Origin of the sequence: Paraburkholderia sp. WC7.3g (assembly GCF_050436345.1) — a bacterium.
GTDB classification, from domain to species: domain Bacteria; phylum Pseudomonadota; class Gammaproteobacteria; order Burkholderiales; family Burkholderiaceae; genus Paraburkholderia; species Paraburkholderia podalyriae.
Genome location: NZ_JBNDMA010000001.1, coordinates 709087 through 733704, shown reverse-complemented (window position 1 = coordinate 733704; position 24618 = coordinate 709087). Strand labels below are relative to the sequence as shown.

The following is a 24618-nucleotide window of genomic DNA, read 5'->3' as shown; positions in this document are numbered from 1 at the left end:
AAGGCGGCAATCAAGCCGCCTTCATTGGAATGCTGACAGAACCGGTTAGTGTTTCGTCGTGGTAAAGCCAGGAGTTACAAGTCTGCCACTTTTTTTAACGTTTATTGTCAATGTTTGTCAAAACGGATCTATCTTAAATTAAAGCTGTTGACCGAGACTCCTTCAGATGGTTAATTCGTCGGGTGTTTTCAGGAGAATCAGAAGCGGTCAAATGGAACAACAGAAACAGGATGAAACCGGGGTGTGGGTTGCATCACCGTTCTCGCCCGCCTCGATAGAGTGCTAATCACTAACGGGCGCAACCCCGCTTGACACGAATGCGCGCAATGGTCTCGACCAACGAATCAGGCTGGATAATGTCGTGACGGTTCGGCGTGCTCATGACAGCTTCCACGAAGTGAAACAGGGCGGCGCCCGGCCGCCGCGCTTCAATATGATCCGCCCCGCCAAGCGCCACTACTTCCACGCATACCTCATCCCCACCCAAAACCCCCTCGGCGCCCCCGGCCCGACGAACTGCTCGTTGACCGGGGCCGCGCCGTTGAACGTATTGCCGGGTCCGGTAAAGAAGTTCTCCCCGAGCGCGCCGAAGCTCGCGTAGCGCTTGTCGAGCAGGTTCGACACCGATGCGAACACCTGCAACTGTTTCGTCAGCTGGTACGTGGTGTCCATATCGATCAGCAGATAGCCGGAGATCTTGCCGTTCACGTCCTGGTTGTTCTCGTCGCCCTGCGCGTAGATGCTGCCGCGCCACGTCAGGTTCGTGCCGATTCGCCATTTCGCGGTGGCCGCGTAATCGAGCCGCAGCTTGACGGTCGTCGCCGGAATGCCGGGAATGTGATCGCCGGGCCGCACGGTGATGTTGCCGTTCGCGTCGGCGCTCGAGTTGCTGGGGCTGCTCTCGAGCCACGTCGACTGGTAAGTCGCGTCGACATAGCTATAGCTGCCGGTCACGGTGAATGGACCATACCGGGTCTGCCCAGCCAGTTCGACGCCTTGCCGGCGCGTGCGCCCGACGTTCTGGAAAAAGCCCCGCGAACTGCCCGCGCCGTTGCTGCTGATGAACTCGATGTCGTTGTCGAGCGTCGTGCTGTACGCCGCGGCGCTCCATGTCGTGTTGGCGCCGATCCTGCCGCGCGCGCCGACTTCATAAGTCTTCGAAATGACCGGCTGCAACGACGGATCGGAGATGAAGTTGTTCGGCAGCGAACACGGTGCGTTCGGATCGGCGCAGGCCAGTTCGATCGCGGTCGGCGAGCGCATGCCCTCGTTGTAGGTCGCGTACGCGGTGAGCGCCGGCGTCGGATTCCAGTTGATGCCGACCGCCGGATTGAAGCGCGAGAACGTATGGTGGCCGTCGAGCTGCGGCTGCGTGCCGGTTTCGTCGCCGATCGTCGCATCGGCCCAGTTGTAGCGGCCCGACAGCGTCAGCGACCACTGCGGCGTGAGCGACAGCGTGTCCGTCAGATAGATGCCGTAGTTCGTGTTGTGCGTGTTCGCGTCGGTTTGCTGCGCGAAATTGCCAATGCCGACCGTCGCGCGCGAATCGGTGAACGCCGCGTCCTGCGACGACTGCGTGAAGCGCGAATCGGCGGCATCGACGGCCATGCCCGCGATGAACTGGTTCTGCATACCGCCGAGCTTGCCGAGCAGCGTCAGTTGCAGGCTCGCGCCGTAGCTGTCGGTCGTCACGGTGGACTGCAGGTTGGTCGCCTGCAACGTGTCGACGCTGCCGTCTGCGTTGATCTTGCCGTAGTCGTTGTTGACGTTGCTGCTGGTGTTGGCGTTGCGAAAGTGCCGGTAGTACGTGTTGCCGCTCAGCTCGACGTTGTCGTTGAAGTCATGATCGCCCGACAGCGTCAGGTAGCCGGCGCTGTTCTGATTCCGGTCCGGATACGTGTACGGTTGCCTCGGGTTATTGAGGAACGAGCGCGGAATGGTTTGCGCGCCGTGCAGATCGTTGTCCGCGCCGCCGGCCGACAACGACAGTGTCGTGTCGGCATCGGTATAGCGCAGCTTGCCGAACACCTGGCGAATGCGGCTCTCGTTCTGCTCGGCCCAGCCGTTGTCGTTCGCGGCGTTGGCGGTGAAGTAGTAGTCGAGGTTCTGGCCGATCGTGCCGCCCTGTTCGATCTGCGCGGCCTTGCGTCCCCACGAGCCGCCCTGTATTTCGGCCTCGCCGACCGGGTTGTCCTTGCCGTTTTTCGTCGTGATCGACAGCGCGCCGCCGAGCGTGTTGAAGCCGAAAGCCGGGTTCGAGCCGGGAATCAGCTGCATCGTGTCGATCGCCTGTTGCGGCAGCAGATCCCAGTTCACGACGTCGCCGAACGGCTCGTTCACGCGCACGCCGTCGACGAAAACCGACAAGCCCTGCGGTGTGCCCAGCAGCGGCGACGCGGTAAAGCCGCGATAGAACAGGTTCATCTGATACGGGTTGCCCTGCGCATCGGAGAGGGTGACGCTCGGCAGATTCGCCGCGAGGAAATCGCTGAGCGTCTGGCGGTGCTGCCGTTCGATATCGGCCGCGTGGACCGTCTGCACGTTGGCCGGCACCTGCGTGAGCGGCGTGCCGATGCCGAGCAGCGGCGTGGTGCCTACGACGACGATCGGCGCGAGCGTCGTGGCGGGTGTCGTGTTGCTGTTGGCGTCGTTCCCTGCTGCGGCGGAAGACGCGGAGCCTGGCGCCGACGCCGCGACCGGCGGCTCGGTCTGCGCCCATACGCTCGTGGACAGACCCGCGAGCGCACCGCCGACGCAAAACGTAATGCCGACGCAAAACGTAATGCCGACGCGCCGCTGAAGCCGGCGTTTGCGGCGTGCTTGTGATCGCATGCTCATCGTTGTTGTCTCCCGCCGGCTTGATCGGTGCGCGTGTCGCTAATTGTTTGAGGTTGCTGCAAAGCTTCGCATACGCGTCTGTAAGCCGCGCGGGAGCTTTTCCCGATCTGCCAGGGAAGCGTTCCCAAAACCCGCGCAAAACCCGCTGCGCGTGCCGGCGCTGAGTAGAATGCAAGCGTCATGTCAAGCGAACCGATCCATTCCTCTTCCGCTGGCCGCCCGCCGCCGTCGCCGATCTGGCGCGATGTCGGCTGGGTCGTCGGCGTGACCGTGCTCGCGGCGGTACTCGGCGCCGCGTTCGATGTCAGCGAGAAAGCCTACCGGTTCACGCGCGGCATGGAGCGCTTCCAGCTCGACGAGTTGCCGGGCACGCTATTCGTGCTGTCGATCGCGCTGGCGTGGTTCGCGCGGCGCCGCTATCGCGATGCGCGCCGCGAAGTGCGCCAGCGCCGCATGCTGGAGGAACAGGCCGAACGGCTGCTCGCCGACAACCGGCGCCTCGCTAGTCAGGCGCTGCAGGCGCAGGAACAGGAGCGCCGCCATATGGCGCGCGAGCTGCACGACGAGCTGGGCCAATACCTGAACGCGATCTCGCTCGACGCGGCGCGCATCCGCGATCTATCGGGCGAGCGCGAGCCGGAGATTCATCGCATCGCGCTTGGGCTGATGCAGAGCGCGACGCATGTGTATCGCGAGATCGGCGGCATGATCCGCCGGCTGCGGCCGATCGGTCTCGACGAATTCGGCCTGCCGAGCGCACTCGAACATTGCGTCGACGGCTGGCGCGAGCGCTTGCCCGACGCGTCGTTCTCGGTGACGGTCGAAGGCGATTTCAGCGGCCTCAGCGATGCGCTGACGATCACGCTGTATCGGCTGGTGCAGGAAGGACTGACGAACGTGTCGAAGTTCGCGCGCCGCGCGCGCGTCGAACTGTTCATGGTGCGCGCGCCGCGCGAACACAACGGCACGCAGATCGACGAGATCGTCGTCACGATGGCCGACGACGGCCCCGGCACCGATCTGACGAAGCCGCGCAGCGGGCTCGGGCTGATCGGCATGCGCGAACGCGTCGAGGCGCTCGGTGGCGAGTTTCACGTCGCGAGCGAGCCGCAAGGCGGGTTTCTGTTCTGCGCGCGGGTGCCCGCTCACGCGGGACTGGCCGAGCCCGTGAACTGAAGTCCGAGGCGGCTTGCCATCTGTGCGAGCTGCACGCCGTTGTCGGCGCCGAACTTCTGCCGGATCACCGACTGGTGGTTGGCCACCGTCTTCTGACTCAGGCCCAGCTTTTCGGCGATGCTCGGCAGCGTATAGCCTTGCACCAGCAGCCGCAGCACCTCGAACTCGCGCGCCGACAACTGACGCCCCGGCGGCCCTTCGTTGAACGCGGTGCGCAGCGCGAGCGCCTGCGAGATGTCCGGGCTCAGATAGCCGGCGCGCCGCGCAATCGAGCGCACCGCTTCGACCAGCACGTCGGGCGCGCTCGCCTTGGTCACGTAGCCGAGCGCGCCGGCATCGAGCGCGCGCCGCACGAAGATCGATTCCTCATGCGCGCTGAAGATCAGCACGCGCGCGTCCGGCTCGCGCGCGAGCATCCGCCGCATCGCTTCGATGCCGCTTGCGCCCGGCAGCGATACGTCCATCACGACCACGTCGGGCCGCAGCGCGCAAAAACGCTGGTAGGCCTGCGCGGCGTCGCCCGCTTCGCCGCATACCTCGACGTCGGCGTTCAGTTCGAGCAGACGCCGGTAGCCTTCGCGCACGACCGCATGGTCGTCGACGAGTAGAACGGAGATGGTGTCGGCACTCATGATGGGGTTCCGGGTGAGGCCCGGTCATCGCCGCAGGGGTCAGGCTCGCGGGCCGCCGCCGCGAACTTGCGCGAGTTCGCGTCATTGCGGAACAGGATCGTCTGTTCGCGGGCCGCTGCGCTCGCCGCGGTTTCCGATGCCGATGCCGCGCGCTGAACGATCTTGATCACGCTTTCGTGAAACGGCGATTTGTCGCAGACGGGGTCGGCGTTGGCTGCGTCGCCGGTGAGCAGGAAGGCCTGGCAGCGGCAGCCGCCGAGGTCGCGTTCCTTTTCGTCGCAGCTGCGGCACGGCTCCTTCATCCAGTGCAAGCCGCGAAAGCGGTTGAACGCGTCGCTGTCGTACCAGATGTCGCGCAACGGCATGTCCTTCACGTTCGGCAGCGTCAGGCCGGGCAGGCCACGCGCCGCGTGGCACGGCAGCGCGGCGCCGTCGGGCGCGACGCCGAGAAACACCGCGCCCCAGCCGTTCATGCAGCGCTTCGGACGCCGCTCGAAGTAGTCGGGCACGACGAAGAAGATCTTGCAGCGCTCGCCATGCGTGCGGCGATAGCGCGCGACCACCGCCTCGGCTTCTTCGAGCTGCTCGCGCGTCGGCATCAGTTGCGCCTGGTTCGCGCGCGCCCAGCCGTAGAATTGCGTGTTCGCAAGCTCAAGATATTCGGCGCCGAGAGCCAGTGCCATGTCGATGATTTTGTCGACGTGCGGCAGGTTGTAGCGATGCAGCACGCAGTTCATCACCATCGGAAAGCCGTGCCGTTTGAGCGCGACGGCGACGCGTTGCTTCAGTTCGAACGTGCGCGTGCTGCTCAGGAAGTCGTTCAACTGCTGCGTCGAATCCTGGAACGACAGCTGGATGTGATCGAGCCCGGCGGCCTTCAGATCGCCGAGGCGCTGATCGGTGAGACCGACGCCCGACGTAATCAGGTTCGTGTAGAAGCCGAGTCTGTGCGCTTCTTCGACGAGCACTTCGACGTCGTCGCGCACCAGCGGCTCGCCGCCCGAAAAGCCGAGCTGCACCGCGCCGAGCGCGCGCGCGTCGCGCAGCACGTCGAGCCATTGCCGGGTGGTCAGTTCGCGGCTGTGGTCGGTGTAGTCGAGCGGGTTGTAGCAAAACGCGCAGTGCAGCGGACAGCGATAGGTCAGCTCCGCGAGCAGCCACAGCGGTGGCGGCACCGCGTTCGCCACGCTGGTCTGCGGCTGCGCGCCGGCTTGCGAGCCTGGTTGGGAACCTGGTTGGGAGAGATCGGTCATCGCGCTACTCCAGCCAGCCGCGCCCATGCGCGTCGGCGATGAAGGCCCGCACCTCGCTGCCGATGCCGGCCGTGTTGAACGCGCGTTCGAGTTCGGCGATCAGCGTATCGATGTCGCGTGTGCCGTCGCAGCGCTTGAGGATTTCTCCCGCGCTTTGATTGAGCTTCACCATGCCCTCGGGGTACAGCAGCACGTGCGCGTTCTGCGCGGGCTCCCATTGCAGGCGAAATGGCTTCGCAATCGCGAGCGGCGTGGCGGGGTCGGCGCGTGTCGAGTCGTTCATTGCGGAAACGCCTTCTCGATCGCGTCGAGCATGGTCCACAGAATGTCGAGCTTGAACTGCAGGATGTCGAGCGCCCGTTCCTGCTGATCGCGTCGCGTGAAATGGGCAAGCGTGACCTCGAGTCCGTGCTGCACATCGCGCTGCGCGAGTGAGATGCGCGAACGGAAATACGCGAGGCCCTCGGGTTCGATCCACGGATAGTGCTCGGGCCAGCTCGCGAGCCGGTCGCGATGCACCTGCGGCGCGAACATCTCGGTCAGCGACGAGCACACCGCTTCCTGCCACGGCGCGCGACGCGCGAAATTCACATACGCGTCGACGGCGAAGCGCACGCCCGGCGTCACGTGTTCGAGCGACCACAGTTCGTCGCGCGTCAAGCCGACCGCGTCCGCGAGACGCGCCCAGGTTTCGATGCCGCCTTCCGCGCCGCCGTAGCCGTCGTGATCGAGAATGCGCAGCACCCAGCGGCGGCGCGTCTCGCGGTCCGGGCAGTTCGACAGCACGGCCGCATCCTTCAGCGGAATGTTGATCTGATAGTAGAAGCGGTTCGCGACCCAGCCGCGAATCTGCTCGCGCGAGCAGCCGCCGCTATTCATCTTCACGTTGAACGGGTGGTGGATGTGATAGGCGGTGCCCTTCGCGCGCAACTGCGCCTCGAATTCTTCACGGCTCCAGGCAGGCAGGTCGGTGCCTTGCGTTTGGGGTGTATTCGCGTCGCGTGTCGGTATTGTGTGCTGAATGTCTTTCGCGTTCATGCCGTCTCCGGTTTTATCGTCGTTCACAGCCGCGCCTCGTTACCGCATCTGTCTCTGTACTCTTCACCGCGCACTTCAAAGCTCGAAGCTCATTCCGTCGTACGCGACCTCGATACCGTGCTCGCCTAGCATGCGCCGCTCGGGGCCGTCTTCGATCAGGATCGGATTCGTGTTGTTGATATGGATCAGCACCTTGCGCTTCGCGCCGAGCGAATCGAGTGTTTCGATCATGCCGCCCGCGCCGCTCTGCGGTAGATGGCCCATATCCGCCGCCGTCTTCTTCGACAGGCCGAGGCGGATCATTTCGTCGTCAGTCCATAGCGTGCCGTCGACGAGCAGCAGATCGGCCCCGCGCATCGCCGCCAGCACGTGCGGCTCGATCGCGCCGAGCCCCGGCGCGTAGAACACGCGCCGGCCCGATTGCAGGTTCGTCAGCGTGAGCCCGATGTTGTCGCCGCGCTGCGGCGCGTCGCGATGCGGCGAGTACGGCGGCGCCTTGCTCGATAGCGGCAACGCGTCGATGCGGATGCCGGGCAGCGCGTCGAGCGCGAGCGGCGCGCCGTCGAGCGCGATACGGCGATGCTCGACACCGCAGTAGTGCGACAGGATCGGCGCGACCGGAAAGCCGGAGCGCAGGTCTTGCCAGACCGCATCGGTCGCATACAGCGGCAGCGGCGTGTCGCGTTCGCGCAGCATCAAGAGGCCGGTTACGTGGTCGATCTGCGCGTCGATCACGAGCACCGCGGCAATCCCGCTGTCGCGCGCGCGCCGAGCCGGCTGCAGCTCGGCATGCGCGGCAATCTGCGCGAGCAGATCGGGCGACGCGTTGACGAGCAGCCAGTCCTCGCCGTTCGCGCTGAGCGCGATCGACGATTGCGTGCGGCGCGTCGCCTTCACCGTGCCGCGACGCACGCCGTCGCAATTGCCGCAATTGCAGTTCCACTGCGGAAAGCCGCCACCCGCCGACGAGCCGAGCACCTTGATCTTCATGCCGCGCGACGCAGGCTGCTGCGCCCCTCGTCGACGGTGGGAATGAACATCGCTGCGAGCACGTGCGCGACGCGCGCGTGCAGCGCGGGGTCGCTCGCCAGATGACCCGCCTCGCTCACATACTCGACGCGCGTGGACGGAACCGCGCGCGCGAGGCGCCGCGGATTGCCGCGCGGACACACCGGATCGCGCGAGCCATGCACGGCCGCGATCGGCACGCCGGCCGCGGCCGCGCGGCGCGCGAACGACAGCAAACGCGTTTCGCCGAGCCAGCAGCGATGCGCGAGGTAGTGCGCCTGAATCCGGTATTTGCCGATCAGCTTGCGGGCGTGGCGGTGCGAGTCGCGCGTGTTTCGCGGGTTCGCACGTTGTTGTGCGGCGCCACCCGGCGATGCGCTCGCGAGCACCGCGTTTTCATAGCCGCGCCAGGCTAGCGCGAGCGCGCGTTGCCGCGCTTCGTTCGCGCCATATTGCAAGTGGGTGGCGCAACGCGCGGCCAGCGTCGCGGGTTGCTCACAGCAGGCAGCGGCACGCAGTCTCGACCATGCGCGCGGCGCACGCTTGCGCGAAGTGATGAACAAACCGCGTACTTCGCGCGCGGACGTCAGAAACAGGCCGCGCAGCACGACGCCCGCCACCGACTGCGGACACTGGCCCGCATACGCGAGCGCGAGCGCCGCGCCCCACGATCCGCCGAGCACGCCCCAGCGCGCGAAGCCGAGCCGCGTGCGAATCGCTTCGAGATCGGCGATCAGATAGTCGGTGCGGTTGTGGCGCACGCTGCCGTGCGGCGTCGATGCACCCGTGCCGCGCTGGTCGATCAGCACGACGCGAAAGCGCTGCAGATCGAAGAGCCGCAGCACGCCGGGCTGACTACCGCTGCCCGGGCCGCCGTGCAGCACCGCGACCGGCACGCCGTCGCGCGCGCCGGCGAGTGCATACCACACGCGATGACCGTCGCGCGTGCGCAGTGTATGTGCTTCGAGCGCAGCGGCTGCTTGCATGCGGTGCGATGCGCTGCGTGTCGTCATGGCAGCATCCTCGCAAGCAGGTTGTCGCGATCGATCCACTGATGCTTGAACGCGCCCGCCACGTGCAGCACGGTCAGCGCGATCAGCGCGAAGCCGATGGCGTGGTGAAGGCCGAAGAACAGCGCGCGCAGATGCGCGTCGTCCCAGCCCCACTTCGGCAGCAGGATGCCCCAGAAGCGCGTGCCGTAGGTGTTGAACGACGAGCCGAGATACCCGGCAAGCGGCATCGCCACCATGCCGACATATAAAAGACCCTGCGTAGTGCGCGCGGCGGCGCGTTGCCACGGTGGCATCGGCGGCAGCGGAGGCCGGTGAAGGACCAGCCGCGCGACGATGCGCAAAAGCACCAGCAGGAAAACCGTCAGTCCGAGCGACTTGTGCAGATTGATCAGCGTCGCCTTGACAGGCAAGCCCTTCGGCAATCCGACCATATAAAGCCCGAGCGCGAGCAGCCCGACGATGCCGAGCGCGATCAGCCAATGCAACGCGATCAGCAGCCCGGCATAGCGCGGGCCGCCCGCACTGGCGGCTGCGTCGGCGTCGATATCAGGCTTCGCGTTGGCAGAATCCGCTGTCGTCATGCCCCTGTCTCCATGCAACATCGTTGCGGGATGTCTGTTGATGGCCGAACATCGTTTCAGTCCTGGCTGACATAGCGCTGAGTCAGCCGACGATCAATATTTCGCCGCGGCCGTCGACCGCGAGGTCGCCCGTGAAGCGGACCGGCAGACGGTCCGCGCGCCACAGCGAAAACGGCGCGATTTCGGCGGCGAGACTGCGTATGAGCAATGACCAGAATACGTCGAAACCGTGTCCGCCGCCGGTGAAAGTAGGGGGCGGCAGTGGCTCGGGCCGTTGCGCGAGCAGCAGCGTGCCACGCCTCATTGCATAGGCATAATGCGCGCCCAGTTGCCCCGCCACGCCGACGGTCCCCGCCACCAGTCGCGCCGCCGCGAAGTCGCCCGCGTTGCCGCCGACCAGCACGAGGCCGCGGCGCATCCGGTCGGCGAGCCGCGCGCCCGCGTTGCCGTGGATCGTCAGCGTGCCGCCGCTCATGCCTTCCATATCGCCCGTCAGCGCGCCGGCGGCGAAGTCGCCGCAGTCGCCGCGCACCGTGAGACGCCCGCCGCGCATTTCGCAGCCGGTGAAGTGCCCCGCGTCGCCTTCGATTTCGAGTAAGCCGCCGCTCATGCTGAAGCCGCTGTAATCGCCCACCGAGCCGCGCGCGACGAGCCGTCCGCCGTCCATTCGCGCGCCGAGCCGGTCGAGCCAGCGCGCGGCGCCGTCGATCAGCAGCGTGGTCATCTCGTCGCCGGACACGGGCGCGTCATCGCGCGAAACCTCGAATATGTCGCCGACCACACAGCGCTCGTTGCCGCCCGGCAGCACGATGCGCTCGATTTCGGCCACGCTGATGCTGGCCAGCGCCGCGGGCGACAGGGCGGCCGCATCGACGCGAAAGCCGGGCGGTGTCTTCACGCGCAACGTGGTCGTGCTCATGCGCGGCTCCCGTCGAGGTCCGCCGCCAGTTCGTGCAAATGAAAGTGGTACGGCCCGAGCTTGCCGCCGTAGTTGCCCGCCGAAATGCGCAGTACGCCGGCCGAGCGGCCGAGCCCGGCGGCCGCGCCGATCCCGGCCGTCATCGCCGCGCCGACGTCGGCGTCGGTCAGGCCGTCGATGACGATCTCGAGCACGCAGCCCACCTCCGCGCTCAACTCGCTGCGCCGCGCGAGCCCGATCAGGCTCGGGCAGAACGCGTCGTTGGTCGACGCGGTCGCGCCCGCATACTTCGAGCCGATCTTCGAGCCCGACCGGACGATGCCGCCGGGAAACGGCATGATCACGTTCGGCAACCGGCGCATCGCCGCGACCGCGGCTTCGGCGGCCGCGAGCGCGGCGCCCAGGTCGCGCCCGAGCAGCAGCAGGTTGCCGCCGCCGACGGCCTTGACCGTCGCCGCCGTGTCTTCGCAGACGAACTCGCCGTCCATCACCGGCACACGCCAGTAACGCGTGGGTCCGTTCCCTGCGTCGATCATCTTCGCGATCTGCCAGCCGTCGCCGAAAAAGCGCAGTCCGCTGCCGAGCGGCGCCGGGTCGGACAGCGGCGCGCGGCTCGTGGCCGGATCGATGCCGCCGTAGACGGCCGTGCTTGGGCAGGTGAGCACGCATTGGCCGACGCGCCGCCCGATCTGCTTCGCGAGCTCCTTCGACGACACCGCGAACAACAGCACCGCGACGCCGGGCCGGCCGTCGGGCGTTGCATCGGGCGCGAGCGCGCGCTCGATGCCCGCCTCGCAGCCGCAGCCGATCACCGAGGTCGCGAAGCCCGCCAGCGAGTTCGCCGCGTGCATCGCCCATGTCGGCGTGTGCGCGGTGATCACGAGCCGGGTCGCCTTCATCGGAAAGGCTTCGGCGAAGGTCGCGTCGATCGCGGTGCCGTTGATGTCGAGCGGGGCGGGAGCGTTCATCGTGGACGCGTCAGGTTAGACATTCGACGGGCAATAGCCGTCCGCCGCGGCAGCAGCGGCAGGCTTCGTCGTCGCTGATCGCGGCGTGGGCGAAGTTGCTCGCGAGATGCGCGTCGCTATACGCGCGCAGCGTCTTCTCGATGCCGCGATCGTACTGCGGCGCGACGAAATGGATGCCGCCCGTCGGCGTCGCGACCAGCGTGCCGTCACGCGCGACCAGCTCGCCGTCCTTGAACACGTAGGCCGGCGACGTGAACATCCGCTCGCGGTCCGGCTCGTCGCGATATACGGCGATATCCGCCGCCGCGCCCGCGCCGAGATGGCCGCGATCGCGTAGGCCGAGCAGCCGCGCGGGACCGGCGCGCGTGATGATCGCGATCTCGTACAGCGAGAATTCGCGCTTGAGCTCCGGCAGCGCACTGGCGACCTGCGCTTCGGGATGCAGCTTCGCCAGCTGCTCATCGCGAAACGGCTTGTCCATCAGCAGGCGAATCAGATGCGGGTAGCTGGTAAACGGGCCGCCGTTCGGATGGTCGGTGGTCATCGCGACGCGCCACGGGTCGTCGACGAGCAGAAAAATCTCGAGGCCGATGATCCATTGCAGCGCGTTCACATAGCTCTGTTCGCGATAACGGAACGGCAGCACGCCGCAGCCCGCGTCGCACTCGATATCGCCCACGACCCACTTGTGCGGCCGCGCGAGCGGCGCGTTGCGGAATTGCATCATCGTGTCACCGGAGGCCGTGACGGTCTGTCCGAAGATGATCTGGCCGACGTCGATCGACACGTTCGGCCGCGCGTTTACGGCCTCGGCAATCTGCCGCGCGCCCGACGAAAACTTGCGTGAACCGTCGGTGCCATAGCTGTGAAACTGGATATGCGTCAGATGGATCGGCAGGCCGTCGGCGGCGTCCATCGTCGCGATCGTCGAGGCGAGGTTGCCGGGCACGCCGAGATTGCTCGTGTGCACGTGCAGCGGATGCGGCACGCGCAGCTCGGTCAGCGCGCGCGTCAGCGTGCGCAGCACGTCGCGCGGCGTGATGCCGTAGTGCGCGTGCGGCTCGTCGACGTCGAGCGAGCGTTGGTTGAACTTGAACGCCGAGATGCCGCCGGGGTTCACCACCTTGACGCCGAGCGCCTTGCTCGCGTCGATCGTCCAGCCGACGTAATCGCGCAGACGTTCGAAGTCGTCGCGCGCGGCCAGCATTCGCAGGAATAGTTCGTCGTTGCCGAGCATCACGTACGCGCCGTGATCGATGATCGGCGTGTCGCCCATTTCGAGGTGCGTGTGGCGTGCGTTGGACGGCATCATCGCCGGCTCGAATGCGGCCGTGTAGCCCATTTCGGCGTAGCGGTAGCCGGTCGCGAGCGTGCCCGGCGTGCACACGCCGCACGACGGCAGACGCAGATAGCGGCCGTTGTCGTCGCGCGCCGCTTCGTAGGCGGCCTCGCGCGGCGGATCGGCGCGATGGTCCTCGGGTAGCAGCAGGCGCGACAGATTGGTCTTGCCGCCGCCGATATGCGAATGCAGGTCGATGCCGCCCGCCATCACGATCATGCCGGTCGCGTCGTATTCGCGATCGGCGGGCGCGGTGGGCGGCACGTCGACGATGCGGCCGTCGCGGAAGGTCAGGTCGCGGCGCTCGCCGTTGACGTTGTGAATCGGGTCGAACAGCGTGCCGCCCTTGAGCCGAACGAGGGTCATGGCGGGTCCTCGCGCGGACTCGATCGTTCGCTCATCCGTTCGCTCAACTTCGCGGCAATCGACGCGACCGACTCCAGCGCAACACCACGCGCGGCGGTGAGCGGCATCACGACCGTACCGTCGACGCGAAACAGATGCCCGCCGCTGTCGATGCCCGGTGTCGCGACCGGCACGAACACGGTGTTCGCGCCACGCGCTCTCGCGGCATCCGCGAGCGCCGGATGGCCGAGCACGATCAATGGAAGCGCGGGATCGAGCGACGCGGGCCATGTCTGCGGAACGAAGCCCGCGATCCACAACAGCGCATCGACTTCGCGTTCGGCGAGCAGCCGCGCCGTGCGATAGCGGTGCGGATCGTGATCGAGCGGCGCGGCGCCGGCGACGCGCGCCGGCTTCGACACGCGCGTGCGCAGCGGCAAGCCGGACAGCCACGTGACGGTCTGATTGACCGTCAACGCACCATCGTCGCCGCCGAGCGCGACACACGCGGCGCGCGTCGTACGATTCGCGGCCTTCACGATCCGGTGCAGCGCTTCGATCAGCAGCGCCGCGTGCGGCGCGGGCAGCGCGGCCGGTTCGTAGACGACCACCGTATAGCGCGCGCTGGCGATGCGCGCGTGCAACGACGCGAGCGCGTCGCTGCCGGCGCCTTGACGCAGCGCGCCCGCGTCGCGTCCTTCGGCGAGCGCCGACCATAGCGCGAGCGTGTCGTACGCATCAGCGTCCGGCAGCAGCGTGTCGATGCGCGTTTGCGCGAAGCCGGCCGCGGCCGGGTCCGCTTCGCAGCCGACGAAGATCAGCTCGCGCGCGAGTTCGGTGCCCGCCAGCGCGCGGATGAAAAAGCGCGGGTAGCGCCGCGACGGCTGACAACCGAAGAACACCAGCAAGTCGGCGCGCGTGCGCACTTCGGACAGCGTCGTGAAGAACGAGCCGCGGTCCTGCAACGCGAGCGTCGCGGGCGTCAGCGCATCGCCGTGCAGATGATCGAGGATCGCGCCGCAGGCGGCGGCGAGCGGGTACAGCGCGCGGGTGCCGGCGACGTCGGTGGCGAGGCCGCCGAACAGTGGGCGGTGCGCGTTCGCTAACCACTGCGCGGCGCGCGCCAGCGCGGCATCCCTATCCACTTCGTTGCCATCGACGCTGCAAACGCATTGCGCGTCCGTCGCCGCGTAGTGGGCGAGCGCGTGAGCGAGCCGCGGACATTCGGTGTCCGGCACCTCGAGCGTGCCGTCGTCGCGGCAAGCGGCGACCAGGTCGTCGCACAGCAAAGGGCAGAACGGACAGATCCAGTCGCGTGTGAGCGCCGCGGCGCGCGTTGCGCTCGGGCTGGGGGGCGATGGATCGATGGAGGGGCTATGCATGGGGCAGCTTTTAGCAAGCTCCATGCCGAGTTTGGACGCGGCGGCAGCGAGCGGGGGCCGCGCCGAAGCGGGCTGCGCGTTCAACGGCCTGTTGCGCCATACAACATGTGTGACGTTCTGGAGCAGAGTGTCACACGCAAACCGTCCAGCTTGTGTTCCGTTTACATAAAGCGCCGCTGAATCGCGTGGCATGGAAATTGTATGGAAGGCCTACGCGGAATCGGAATGCGCGCAGTCGATCTGTCGATCGTGCAGCGCGGATGCCACCAGCCATGCGCTTGCGCCGGTGCCGGCCGCGGCGGCCAGATCGTCGCGATTGCGGATGCCGCCCGCGCCGATCAGCGTGGTGTGCGCGGCGGCTTGCGCGCGCAGGCGTTCGAACGTCGCGAGATCGGGGCCGGCGTAGCTGCCGACCTGATCGAGCGTCATCGCGATCACGCGCGACGGCCACCACGCCGACGAGCGGTCGAGCGCGGTCGCGGCGAGCAGTTCGCCCGCGCGATGATCGAGCGACAGGATCGGCGCGAGACCGGCGCGCTGTGCCGCATGCAGCGCGTGGATGTCGCGCAGCGTCTCCGAGCCGAACACCGGCACGAGGGTCGCGCGGTGGGGGCCGGCAGCATGGCTGTCGTCGTAGTCGTGGCGCTCGGTGACAGCGTCGTCGATGCGCTCGAACAGCGCGCGCATCGACGCGTAGTCGGCGAAACCCGCGTCGAGCCACAGCTCGACGCCGGGCAGCGCGGCGAGCAAGCCGGCGAGCGTCGACGCATGCGTGCCGCGCTCCAGGATGGCGCCGAGATCGGCGATATAGAGCGTGCGCGCGCCGCTGGCATCGAGCAGCGCGCGGGCGATGGCAAGCGGCTCGCTCGTCGCGGCGAGGCGGGACTGGATGGGCCGATAGGCGCTCCGCTCGCCGCGCACCGCGCGCACGACATGGCCGTCGAGCAGATCGAGAACAGGTATCACCTGCATAGGGGCGCTTTCCTTTGACCAAGATCTTTGTCTATGAGTATCTCACCGGCGGCGGCATCGACCCCGAACTCGCCGACCCTGGCAGTCTTGCCGATTTGAGCGCGCTAATCGTCGAAGGACGCGTGATGCGCGACGCGCTGGTTGCCGCTCTGCGTGAACTCGACGGCGTGCACGTGAGTTTCGCGACCTCGCGCTTCGAAACGTTAGCGGCGGGCGACGCGCATTGTATGGCCGCGCCCGGCGAATCGATGACGGCATTCGTCGCGCGCGCCGCGCGCGAGCACGATTACGCGTGGATCGTCGCGCCGGAATGCGACGGGCTGCTGCTGCGCTTTCACGATGCGGTCGGCGCCGCGCGCTGGCTCGGCTGCGCGAAGGAAGCGATCCGCGTCGCGTCGAGCAAGAGCGCGAGCGCGGCGTGTCTTGCCGCGCATGGCATTGCGACGACGCCGGCGCTCGAACCGGGCGACACGACGGCGCGGCACGCAGGCCGCTGGGTCGTCAAACCCGACGACGGCGCGGGCGGGCTGGACACGATGGTGTACGAGCGCTTCGCCGATGCCTGCGCCGAATACGACGCGCGCGCGGCCGCGGCGCGCAATCCGGTGCTGCAGGCGTGGGTGGACGGCGAGCCGTTGAGCCTGTCGCTGATCTGCCACGGCGACGCTACCGAGCTCGTCAGCATCAACCGTCAGCAGATCGGCTTGAGTGGCGGCGACGCGTCGGGCGACATCGCGCGGATCGTCCAGTTCGACGGTGTGCTGGTCGATCAGATCGATCGTCGCAGCGACATGGGTCGCACGCTCGACACGCTCGCGCAACGCGTCGCCCGAGCCATTCCGGGGTTGTGCGGCTTCGTCGGCATCGACGTGGTGTGGCATCCGCAACGCGGGCCAGTCGTGATCGAAGTGAATCCGCGTCTGACGGTCGCGTTTGCGGGGCTGTCGGCGGCGCGCGGGAGCGCGCTGACGCGCGCGCTGCTGGCCGCGCAGGGCGTGCGCATCGAGCGCCGCGGCGCGGCGCGCGCCAATTCGCCGATGCGCGAGGTGCGCCCTTGAACGCCGTCCGTTCGGAACCGGCGGCGCGGTTCGGCTGGGACGTCGGCGGCGCGCACGTGAAGGTGTCGCTCGTCGACGGCGGCGGCGCCGTGCTCGACGTCGTGCAATGGCCGTGTCCGCTATGGCAGGGACTCGACCATCTGCACCGCACGATCGACCTCGTTCTCGAGCGCTGGCCGCAGGCTCGCACGGACGCCGCGCAGCATGCGGTGACGATGACCGGCGAGATGGTCGACCTGTTCGCGGATCGCGCCGAAGGGGTGCGCGCGATCGTCGCCGCGCTCGCGCAGCGGCTCGGTTCATCGCTGCATTTCTACGCCGGCGCCGCCGGCTGGCTCGCCGCGGCCGACTGCGCTGCCGGCTGGCGTCAGGTCGCGTCGGCGAACTGGCTCGCGACCGCGAGCTGGGTCGCCGCATGCAGGGCTGACGCGCTGCTGATCGACATCGGCAGCACCACCACCGACATCATTCCGATCGTCGACGGCCGCGTCGTCGCGCGTGCCGCGACCGACGCGGGCCGGCTTGCGACCGGCGAACTCGTGTATCACGGCGTCGTGCGCACGCCGTTGTGCGGCGTCGCGCATCGGATCGAATTCGGCGGCGCCACGCTCAACGTGATGAACGAATGGTTCGCGACGACCGCCGACGTCTACCGGCTGACCGGCGAACTGGACCCGCTGCACGACGCGCAGCCAAGCGCCGACCAGGGCCCGAAAACGCAGGCGGCGAGCCGCGCGCGCCTCGCGCGGATGATCGGGCGCGACGCGCACGACGCGTCGGACGTCGAATGGCTGCACTTTGCGCGGCGCTGGCGCGCGCTGCAATTGCGCGAAATCGGCGCGAATCTGATGCGAGTGGTTGCCGCGCATCCGGCGCTCGCGGCCGCGCCGCTGGTGGGCGCTGGCTGCGGCCGCTTCCTCGTCGCCGCCCTGGCGTGCGACGAGGCGCGCGGCTATATCGACTTCGGCGCGCTGGCGGGCGTGCCGGACGCCTGCGCGGCATGGGCGGCGACCTGCGCGCCGAGCGTGGCGGTCGCGCTGCTCGCGGCGCGCGAACGACCGGAAGCGCGGCGGCAACGCACGCGTGGTATCGCCGCGCGCGCGGCATGAGTAGAACGAAGTTGCGAAACGAAGCGGCCCGGGCCGGGCACTCAACTGGACGCGAGGGCAACAGTTATGTGGGTGGTCAAGATCGGAGGCAGCCTGAGTCACGACCCGGCGCTGCGCCACTGGCTCAGCGAGCTATGCGAAGTCGGCGGCGGACGCGTGGTCATCGTGCCCGGCGGTGGCGATTTCGCGGACAAGGTGCGCCAGTACCAGGGCGAGTGGAACTTCGACGATCTGGCCGCGCACAACATGTGTCTGCTTGCGATGACGCAATACGCGCTGCTGATGCAGGGCGTCTCGCCCGAACTGGTGATCGCGTCGAGCGAGGCGAAGATTCGCCGCACGTTGCGCGACGGCCAAGTCGCCGTGTGGGTGCCGACCGCGCTGATGCGCGACACGCCGGATGCGATGAGCAACTGGGACACGACCTCGGACAGTCTCGCCGCCTGGCTATCGACGATGCTCAACGCGGAGCGGCTCATCGTCGTCAAATCCTGTCCGATCGCCGCCGACGATCCGCTCGAAACGCTGGTCGCGGCGGGGGTGGTCGACCGCAGGTTCGTCGACTATGTGACCGATGCGAACTATGTGGTCGAACTGCTCGACAAGAGCAACGTCGCGCTGATGCGCGACCGTTTGCTGAATATTCCGGTGGTGTGATCGGTGACCAGCTAAATAGACCCTAGAGCCGCGTCGCGTTCGTCGAGCCCGGCAACGGCGCGGCATTATCGACGCGTACCTCTGCGGCCGGCCGATGCAACGCGCTCGCCCATTGCGCGACGCGCTCGGGATCGAGCCGCGAGCGGCGCCCGTCGGCGCACAGCGCGGTGCGAAAGCCGGCCACGTCGGGCGCCAGCGCGCGGATCTGCGGCAGTTGCGCCCAGCCGAGCGCCCCCGCGATGCCCGCCATCGCGCCGCGCTGGCGCGCGAGCCGCAACCAGCGCGCGAGCGTGTCGACGTCGACGTGATCGAACAGCGTGCCGCCGTCCTTGCTCGCGGTATCGAACATCAGGCCGGCAAAGCCGAGCGCCGCGGTGTGGCTGACCAACTCGTCGTCCATGCCGCCGTCGCACAGCAGCACCGGCACCACAGAGGCCGGCAGACTCGCCAGCTGCTCGATACAGCGGCGCGCGGCCGGTCCGCGCGCGACGCCGACCTTCACGTAATCGACGCCGGCGTCGCTGACGTCGATGACGCGCGCGGCGATCTCGTCGAACGCATCGGCCGGCACGTCGCCGATCGCCGCGCTGATCGGCTTGACCGGGTAGCGCGCGCGCAGCTCTCGCGCGATGTTCGTGATGGCGCCGATCGACAGGCCGCCGAGCGCGCCGTCGTTCGGCTCCTTCAGGTCGATCAGCTCGGCGCCAGCGCGTGCCGCGTCGAATGCTTCGTCAGCCGAGCGGACGCTCGCGAGCAATGCGGTCATCGGGGTTCTCCGCGAGGGGAAGGGGTTCAGTGATGGACCGAAGTGGCGGCCTGATGCGCCGCGCCTTCGAGGCTCGCGCGATATCGCGCGATCGTGGCGACGAGCCAGCCCCATGCGGTGCGCTCGTGGTCGCCGGCGGTTTTGTCGATCGCAATCTGCAGATAGGCCATTTCGTGATCGACCTTGTCGGCCGGCAGCATGAAGAGCCGGCTCACCAGAATCGCGCCTTCCACGACAGCCGACTGCGCGCGATTGAAGCCCGCGAACGGCGCGTGGTTTTCGCGGTGCACGCATTTCATCACCAGCACCGGGCGCTCGGCGTCGTCGCGCAGTTCGTCGAGTTCGAGCTCGGCGTGGGCGAGCGATTCGGCCAGACGCACGCTCGCGACGCGGCTGGCGGGCACGGTCGGCCAATCGGTCGCGCAGTGCGTGACGCAGCCCGCGAAGATGCGCACGTCGGTGGTGAAGTTCAGCACCGCCGCGCGCGTCGCGATCACGTTGTCGAGCGTGACCGACGGGCGGAAAGGCGCAAGGATGATGCGCTCACCCTCGTAGCGCGCGCCCATCGGCGCGATATGAGGACGGCCATCGCACGCTGCCGTGGTGACGATCGTTTCGTGGATCATGGCTGGGAACGTGTGTCCCGACAGCGCCGGAAGGCCGGCCGTCAGCAGAGGTCGAACACAAACGGGAACCGCAAGGGGGCCGCAGCGTGCGGCCCGGTTGCGGGCTTAACGCGTAGCGACATACATCACGATTTCAAAACCGAGGCGTACGTCGGTGTAACTCGGAGTCGTCCATTGCATACGCGCTTTCTCCTTCGGTTGAAACAGCGGGTGGAACAGCGTTGCGCCGCCGGCCCGGCGTAACGCCCGGTGTCGACGGCAGCCGGCATCACGCAAGCTCCGTGCCCATGCGCGTACCGGCCAACCAGGCGGGCGTGCGTTCGACAGCCAATACAGCACCCGGCGAATTGCGCCACGCCGTGGCGTCCGCGCGGCATGCCAGACGCAAGCCACCGCGCGGTGTGGCGAAAACGAAGCAAAGTGTGCCATCGCGATTCGCTGATTTGCTTGCGCTGTCACGTCGTGCCCGCATCGCTCACCGACACATTCTGCTCCCATTCGCGTCGCACGGCTCGAAAAAGAACCTCACGATGTGGTAGCCGAAGTTGGAGTAATAACCGATCCGTTAAGTCTGCCAAATAAAATCGTGAATTCCCGTTGGGCGTGTCCGTGTCTACAGTGCAAACCAAGCGCTTCGTTCTTCCGTCAGTGCGCTTGCCACCTTCGAGGACACGTCATGAACGATTTCAGTCAACCGCCGATCCAGCCCGAATCTGATGCGCGCGATCCGCACACGCCGCGCGAGCGGTACGCGGCGGGCGTGATGAAATACCGCGAGATGGGTTACTGGCAGCCGGACTACGAACCGAAAGACACCGACGTGATCGCGCTGTTTCGCATCACGCCGCAACCCGGTGTCGAACCCGAGGAAGCGGCGGCCGCGGTGGCCGGCGAATCCTCGACGGCGACGTGGACGGTGGTGTGGACCGACCGGCTCACCGCCTGCGACATGTATCGCGCGAAGGCATATCGCGTCGAGCCGGTGCCGGTCTCTCGCGCCGACGAGCCGCAGTACTTCGCGTACATCGCCTATGAACTCGATCTATTCGAAGAGGGCTCGGTCGCGAACCTGACCGCGTCGATCATCGGCAACGTGTTCGGCTTCAAGCCGCTCAAAGCTCTGCGGCTCGAAGACATGCGCATCCCCGTCGCGTATCTGAAGACGTTTCAGGGGCCGCCGACCGGTATCGTCGTCGAGCGCGAACGGCTCGACAAGTACGGACGGCCGCTGCTCGGCGCCACGGTCAAGCCGAAGCTCGGTCTGTCGGGCAAGAACTATGGACGGGTGGTCTACGAAGGCCTGCGCGGCGGCCTCGATTTTCTGAAGGACGACGAGAACATCAACTCGCAGGCGTTCATGCATTGGCGCGACCGCTTCCTGTTCGCGATGGAGGCGGTGAACCGCGCGCAGGCGGAGACCGGCGAGCTCAAAGGGCACTACCTGAACGTGACGGCCGGCACGATGGAGGACATGTACGAGCGAGCCGAATTCGCGAAGGAACTCGGCTCGTGCATCGTGATGATCGACCTCGTGATCGGCTGGACCGCGATCCAGTCGATGTCGCGCTGGGCCCGCAGGAACGACATGATCCTGCACCTGCATCGCGCGGGGCATAGCACGTACACGCGGCAACGCAATCACGGCATCTCGTTTCGCGTGATCGCCAAATGGCTGCGCATGGCGGGCGTCGATCACGCGCATGCGGGCACCGCGGTCGGCAAGCTCGAAGGCGATCCGCTGTCGGTGCAGGGCTACTACAACGTGTGCCGCGACGCGCACAACGCGGTCGATCTGTCGCGCGGCATTTTCTTCGATCAGCCGTGGGCCGGCTTGCGCAAGGTGATGCCGGTCGCCTCGGGCGGGATTCACGCGGGGCAGATGCATCAGCTGCTCGAGCTGTTCGGCGACGACGCGATCCTGCAGTTCGGCGGCGGCACGATCGGCCATCCGGCCGGCATCCAGGCCGGCGCGACCGCGAACCGCGTCGCACTCGAAGCGATGGTGAAGGCGCGCAACGAGGGCCGCGACATTCTGCGCGAAGGGCCCGACGTGCTCGAAGCCGCCGCGCGCTGGTGCACGCCGCTCAAGCAGGCGCTCGATACGTGGCGCGACGTGAGCTTCAACTACGCATCGACCGATACGCCCGATTTCGCCGCCACGCCGACGGCGGCCTAGCAAAGCCGAGCTTTTCCCGCGAGCGCCTCACGAGCGCATCCGCCACGCGGTGCAACGGCACCGCGCGGGGCACCGTTGACGCCGTTCTGAACGCGACATCCATCCACGAGGTTCGTCATGCGTATTACTCAAGGAACGTTTTCTTTCCTGCCCGAGCTGACCGATGAGGAAATCGGCCTGCAGATCGACTACGCGCTGCGCCAGGGCTGGGCCTGTTCGGTCGAATTCACCGACGACCCGCATCCGCGCAACACCTACTGGGAAATGTGGGGTCTGCCGATGTTCGACCTGCACGACGCGGCCGGCGTGTTGCAGGAGGTCAGGGCGTGCCGCGAGGCGCGGCCGCAGCACTACATCAAGGTCAACGCGTTCGACTCGGTGCGTACTTTCGAGACGATGCGCCTGTCGTTCATCGTCAACCGGCCGGACGTGGAGCCGGGCTTCCGTCTGTTGCGGCAGGACGCGCAGGGACGCACGCAGCGCTACAGCATGACGGGCTATGCGGGCGACCGGCCCGCGGGCGAGCGTTATGGCGCGGCGGGCTGACGCCGCCGCCAGCTCGCACGACCCAACCCGCAGCGAGGAGGAACCATGACAGACGCCGCCACCGTGGACGCACTGCCCGCGTCTGCCGCGCACAGCGACGCAGCCGCGCCCCATATCGACCTCGCGGCGCTGTACCGCGACTCGGGCATCGGCGACGTGCTCGGCGAGCTCGATCGCGATCTGGTCGGGCTCGCGCCCGTGAAAACGCGCATTCGCGAAGTTGCCGCGCATCTGCTGGTCGAGCGCGCGCGGGCTTCGCTGGGTCTCGCGGGCGGCGCGCCGACCTTGCATATGTGCTTCTCCGGCAACCCCGGCACCGGCAAGACGACGGTTGCGCTGCGCATGGCGCAAGTGCTGCACCGGCTCGGCTATATTCGCCGCAATCATCTGGTGTCGGTCACGCGCGACGATCTGGTCGGCCAGTACATCGGCCACACCGCGCCGAAAACGCGCGACGTGCTCAAGCGCGCGATGGGCGGCGTGCTGTTCATCGACGAAGCGTATTACCTGTATCGCCCGGAGAACGAGCGCGACTACGGGCAGGAAGCGATCGAAATCCTGCTGCAGACGATGGAGAACCAGCGCAGCGATCTGGTCGTGATTCTGGCCGGCTACGCGTCGCGGATGGAAGTGTTCTTCGACAGCAATCCGGGTTTCCGGTCTCGCATCGCGCATCACATCACGTTTCCCGATTACGCCGACACGGAGCTGCTCGAAATCGCCGAGCGGATGCTCGGCGCCATGCATTACCGCTTCGATGCGGCGTCGCGCCGCGCGTTCGCCGACTATCTGACGCGCCGCATCCGCCAGCCGAATTTCGCCAACGCGCGCTCGGTGCGCAATGCGCTCGACCGCGCGCGGCTGCGCCAGGCGAACCGCCTGTTCGCGAGCGCATTGCAGGGCGGCGAGCCGGTCGACGCCGCCACGCTGACGCTGATCGACGCCGCCGACGTGCGCGCGAGCCGCGTGTTCGACGCGCCGCCGCAGCCGTCCTCGCCATCGCCTTGCACCGCGCGCGTCGTTCCGGCGCCGCCGGGCTGAATCACGACACTATCGACGGAGAACGCCATGCAGGACGGACGCACGACACTTTCGAAGTTCCTGATCGACACGCTCGATCGCCCGCCGTGTTCGGAAAGCACGCGGGACACCGCAGGACTCTCCGCGCTGCTGATCGACGTGGCGGCGGCCATCAAATCGGTCTCGGCGATGCTGACCAAGGGCGCGCTCGGCGGCAACTACGGTTCCGCGCAGACCATCAACACGCATGGCGAGGAGCAGAAGAAGCTCGACGTGTCGACCAACGACGTCTTCGTGCAGCAATGCGAGTGGGACGGCTTGCTGGCGGCGATGGTGTCCGAGGAAATGGAGCACGTCTACGCGATTCCGCCGGACTATCCGCGCGGCGAATATCTGCTCGCGTTCGATCCGCTCGATGGCTCGTCGAATATCGACATCAATGGCGTGGTCGGCTCGATCTTCTCGGTGCTGCGCGCGCGCGATCCCGCGCAACATGCGGCGAGCGAAGCCGCGTTCCTGCGGCCCGGCTGCGAACAGGTCGCTGCCGGCTACGCCGTGTATGGGCCGGCGACGATGCTGGTGCTGTCGGTCGGCAATGGCACGCATGGCTTCACGCTGGAGCGCGACATCGGCAACTTCGTGCTCACGCATTCGAACATCCGGATCCCGGAAGAAACGGCAGAGTTCGCGATCAACGCGTCGAACGAGCGCTTCTGGGAGCCGCCGGTGCGCCGCTACGTGCAGGAATGCAAGGACGGCCGCAGCGGCTGCCGCGCGCGCGACTTCAACATGCGCTGGATCGCGTCGATGGTCGCGGAAGTGCATCGCATCCTGATGCGCGGCGGCGTGTTCATGTACCCGCGCGATTCGAAAACGCCGGCGATGGAAGGGCGCCTGCGCCTGCTCTACGAAGCGAATCCGATGAGCTTTCTGGTCGAGCAGGCGGGCGGCCTCGCGATCACCGGCCGCGAGCGCATTCTCGATGTCGCGCCGCGCGCGCTGCATGGCCGCGTGCCGGTGATCCTCGGCTCGAAGAACGAGGTCGAGCGGATTGCGCGCTATCACGGCGAATATGACCGCGGCGAGGACAAGCCCTTCACGTCGCCGCTGTTCGGCACGCGCTCGCTGTTCCTGCCGGATTTCATGGCGTGATCAGCGACCGACCGCAAGCACAGCGCACAGAACACAGTCATCCG

The 24618-nt window shown here is 67.3% G+C and carries 24 protein-coding genes; 8 read left to right on the top strand and 16 right to left on the bottom strand.

Features of this window, described 5'->3' with window-relative positions; translation table 11 throughout:
* Positions 1-456: 456 nt before the first annotated feature.
* A complete protein-coding gene (locus OKW43_RS03470; protein ID WP_429447317.1) occupies positions 457-2832 on the bottom strand; it encodes a TonB-dependent receptor in 2376 nt (791 codons plus the stop codon).
* 186 nt (positions 2833-3018) lie between these two features.
* Between OKW43_RS03470 and OKW43_RS03465 the strand changes: the two genes are divergently transcribed.
* Complete coding sequence (locus OKW43_RS03465; protein ID WP_187633330.1) at positions 3019-4014, top strand: histidine kinase; 996 nt, start codon at positions 3019-3021, stop codon at positions 4012-4014.
* On the opposite strand, the gene OKW43_RS03460 is transcribed toward OKW43_RS03465, so the two are convergent.
* From OKW43_RS03460 to OKW43_RS03405, 12 genes are all read right to left on the bottom strand, one after another.
* Positions 3984-4646 carry a response regulator gene (locus OKW43_RS03460; protein WP_429445277.1) on the bottom strand — a complete coding sequence of 221 codons (663 nt, stop codon included), beginning with the start codon at positions 4644-4646 and terminating at the stop codon, positions 3984-3986. The genes OKW43_RS03465 and OKW43_RS03460 overlap by 31 nt on opposite strands.
* Positions 4643-5899 (bottom strand): pyrroloquinoline quinone biosynthesis protein PqqE, encoded by a 1257-nt coding sequence (gene pqqE, locus OKW43_RS03455; RefSeq protein WP_429445275.1) that lies wholly within the window; start codon positions 5897-5899, stop codon positions 4643-4645. The genes OKW43_RS03460 and pqqE overlap by 4 nt, the downstream gene beginning before the upstream one ends.
* 4 nt (positions 5900-5903) lie before the next feature.
* A complete protein-coding gene (gene pqqD / locus OKW43_RS03450; RefSeq protein WP_429445273.1) occupies positions 5904-6182 on the bottom strand; it encodes a pyrroloquinoline quinone biosynthesis peptide chaperone PqqD in 279 nt (92 codons plus the stop codon).
* Positions 6179-6937 carry a pyrroloquinoline-quinone synthase PqqC gene (gene pqqC, locus OKW43_RS03445; protein ID WP_429447315.1) on the bottom strand — a complete coding sequence of 253 codons (759 nt, stop codon included), beginning with the start codon at positions 6935-6937 and terminating at the stop codon, positions 6179-6181. The genes pqqD and pqqC overlap by 4 nt, the downstream gene beginning before the upstream one ends.
* A 75-nt stretch (positions 6938-7012) precedes the next feature.
* Complete coding sequence (gene pqqB, locus OKW43_RS03440) at positions 7013-7927, bottom strand: pyrroloquinoline quinone biosynthesis protein PqqB (protein WP_429445271.1); 915 nt, start codon at positions 7925-7927, stop codon at positions 7013-7015.
* Positions 7924-8958 (bottom strand): alpha/beta fold hydrolase, encoded by a 1035-nt coding sequence (locus tag OKW43_RS03435; RefSeq protein ID WP_429445269.1) that lies wholly within the window; start codon positions 8956-8958, stop codon positions 7924-7926. The genes pqqB and OKW43_RS03435 overlap by 4 nt, the downstream gene beginning before the upstream one ends.
* Positions 8955-9539: a cytochrome b gene (locus OKW43_RS03430; protein WP_429445267.1), complete on the bottom strand. Its 585-nt coding sequence runs from the start codon at positions 9537-9539 to the stop codon at positions 8955-8957. The genes OKW43_RS03435 and OKW43_RS03430 overlap by 4 nt, the downstream gene beginning before the upstream one ends.
* A gap of 82 nt (positions 9540-9621) precedes the next feature.
* Complete coding sequence (locus OKW43_RS03425) at positions 9622-10458, bottom strand: formylmethanofuran dehydrogenase subunit C (RefSeq protein ID WP_429445265.1); 837 nt, start codon at positions 10456-10458, stop codon at positions 9622-9624.
* Positions 10455-11426 carry a formylmethanofuran--tetrahydromethanopterin N-formyltransferase gene (gene fhcD, locus OKW43_RS03420; protein WP_429445263.1) on the bottom strand — a complete coding sequence of 324 codons (972 nt, stop codon included), beginning with the start codon at positions 11424-11426 and terminating at the stop codon, positions 10455-10457. The genes OKW43_RS03425 and fhcD overlap by 4 nt, the downstream gene beginning before the upstream one ends.
* A gap of 10 nt (positions 11427-11436) precedes the next feature.
* A complete protein-coding gene (locus tag OKW43_RS03415; RefSeq protein WP_429445261.1) occupies positions 11437-13131 on the bottom strand; it encodes a formylmethanofuran dehydrogenase subunit A in 1695 nt (564 codons plus the stop codon).
* Positions 13128-14492, bottom strand: coding sequence for a formylmethanofuran dehydrogenase (locus OKW43_RS03410; protein ID WP_429445259.1), 1365 nt, complete (start codon positions 14490-14492; stop codon positions 13128-13130). The genes OKW43_RS03415 and OKW43_RS03410 overlap by 4 nt, the downstream gene beginning before the upstream one ends.
* Before the next feature lie 210 nt (positions 14493-14702).
* Complete coding sequence (locus OKW43_RS03405; RefSeq protein ID WP_429445257.1) at positions 14703-15464, bottom strand: HisA/HisF-related TIM barrel protein; 762 nt, start codon at positions 15462-15464, stop codon at positions 14703-14705.
* Between the two features lie 14 nt (positions 15465-15478).
* On the opposite strand from OKW43_RS03405, the gene OKW43_RS03400 reads away from it, so the two are divergent.
* The 3 genes from OKW43_RS03400 to OKW43_RS03390 all read left to right on the top strand — a co-directional run bounded on the left by OKW43_RS03400 (position 15479) and on the right by OKW43_RS03390 (position 18288).
* Positions 15479-16522, top strand: coding sequence for an ATP-grasp domain-containing protein (locus OKW43_RS03400; protein WP_429445255.1), 1044 nt, complete (start codon positions 15479-15481; stop codon positions 16520-16522).
* The gene (locus OKW43_RS03395) at positions 16519-17631 is read left to right on the top strand and encodes a hydantoinase/oxoprolinase family protein (protein ID WP_429445253.1); all 1113 of its coding nucleotides are present in this window, start codon (positions 16519-16521) and stop codon (positions 17629-17631) included. The genes OKW43_RS03400 and OKW43_RS03395 overlap by 4 nt, the downstream gene beginning before the upstream one ends.
* A gap of 66 nt (positions 17632-17697) precedes the next feature.
* The gene (locus OKW43_RS03390) at positions 17698-18288 is read left to right on the top strand and encodes an aspartate kinase (protein ID WP_187633316.1); all 591 of its coding nucleotides are present in this window, start codon (positions 17698-17700) and stop codon (positions 18286-18288) included.
* 22 nt (positions 18289-18310) lie between these two features.
* Here OKW43_RS03390 and OKW43_RS03385 read toward each other — a convergent pair whose 3' ends face one another.
* The 3 genes from OKW43_RS03385 to pqqA all read right to left on the bottom strand — a co-directional run bounded on the left by OKW43_RS03385 (position 18311) and on the right by pqqA (position 19860).
* Positions 18311-19054 carry a (5-formylfuran-3-yl)methyl phosphate synthase gene (locus OKW43_RS03385; protein ID WP_429445251.1) on the bottom strand — a complete coding sequence of 248 codons (744 nt, stop codon included), beginning with the start codon at positions 19052-19054 and terminating at the stop codon, positions 18311-18313.
* Positions 19055-19080: 26 nt separating this feature from the next.
* Positions 19081-19680: a DUF447 domain-containing protein gene (locus OKW43_RS03380; protein WP_429445249.1), complete on the bottom strand. Its 600-nt coding sequence runs from the start codon at positions 19678-19680 to the stop codon at positions 19081-19083.
* A gap of 105 nt (positions 19681-19785) precedes the next feature.
* Positions 19786-19860, bottom strand: a complete 75-nt coding sequence (gene pqqA / locus OKW43_RS03375; RefSeq protein ID WP_113062024.1) for a pyrroloquinoline quinone precursor peptide PqqA — start codon at positions 19858-19860, stop codon at positions 19786-19788.
* A 496-nt stretch (positions 19861-20356) separates the two neighbouring features.
* On the opposite strand from pqqA, the gene OKW43_RS03370 reads away from it, so the two are divergent.
* From OKW43_RS03370 to OKW43_RS03355, 4 genes are all read left to right on the top strand, one after another.
* Positions 20357-21856 carry a form I ribulose bisphosphate carboxylase large subunit gene (locus tag OKW43_RS03370; RefSeq protein WP_429445247.1) on the top strand — a complete coding sequence of 500 codons (1500 nt, stop codon included), beginning with the start codon at positions 20357-20359 and terminating at the stop codon, positions 21854-21856.
* Between the two features lie 117 nt (positions 21857-21973).
* Entirely contained in the window at positions 21974-22402 is a 429-nt protein-coding gene (locus OKW43_RS03365; protein WP_027195078.1) for a ribulose bisphosphate carboxylase small subunit, read from the top strand.
* Positions 22403-22447: 45 nt separating this feature from the next.
* The gene (gene cbbX / locus OKW43_RS03360) at positions 22448-23443 is read left to right on the top strand and encodes a CbbX protein (protein ID WP_429445244.1); all 996 of its coding nucleotides are present in this window, start codon (positions 22448-22450) and stop codon (positions 23441-23443) included.
* 27 nt (positions 23444-23470) lie between these two features.
* Positions 23471-24574 (top strand): class 1 fructose-bisphosphatase, encoded by a 1104-nt coding sequence (locus OKW43_RS03355; RefSeq protein WP_429445242.1) that lies wholly within the window; start codon positions 23471-23473, stop codon positions 24572-24574.
* Positions 24575-24618: the final 44 nt, after the last annotated feature.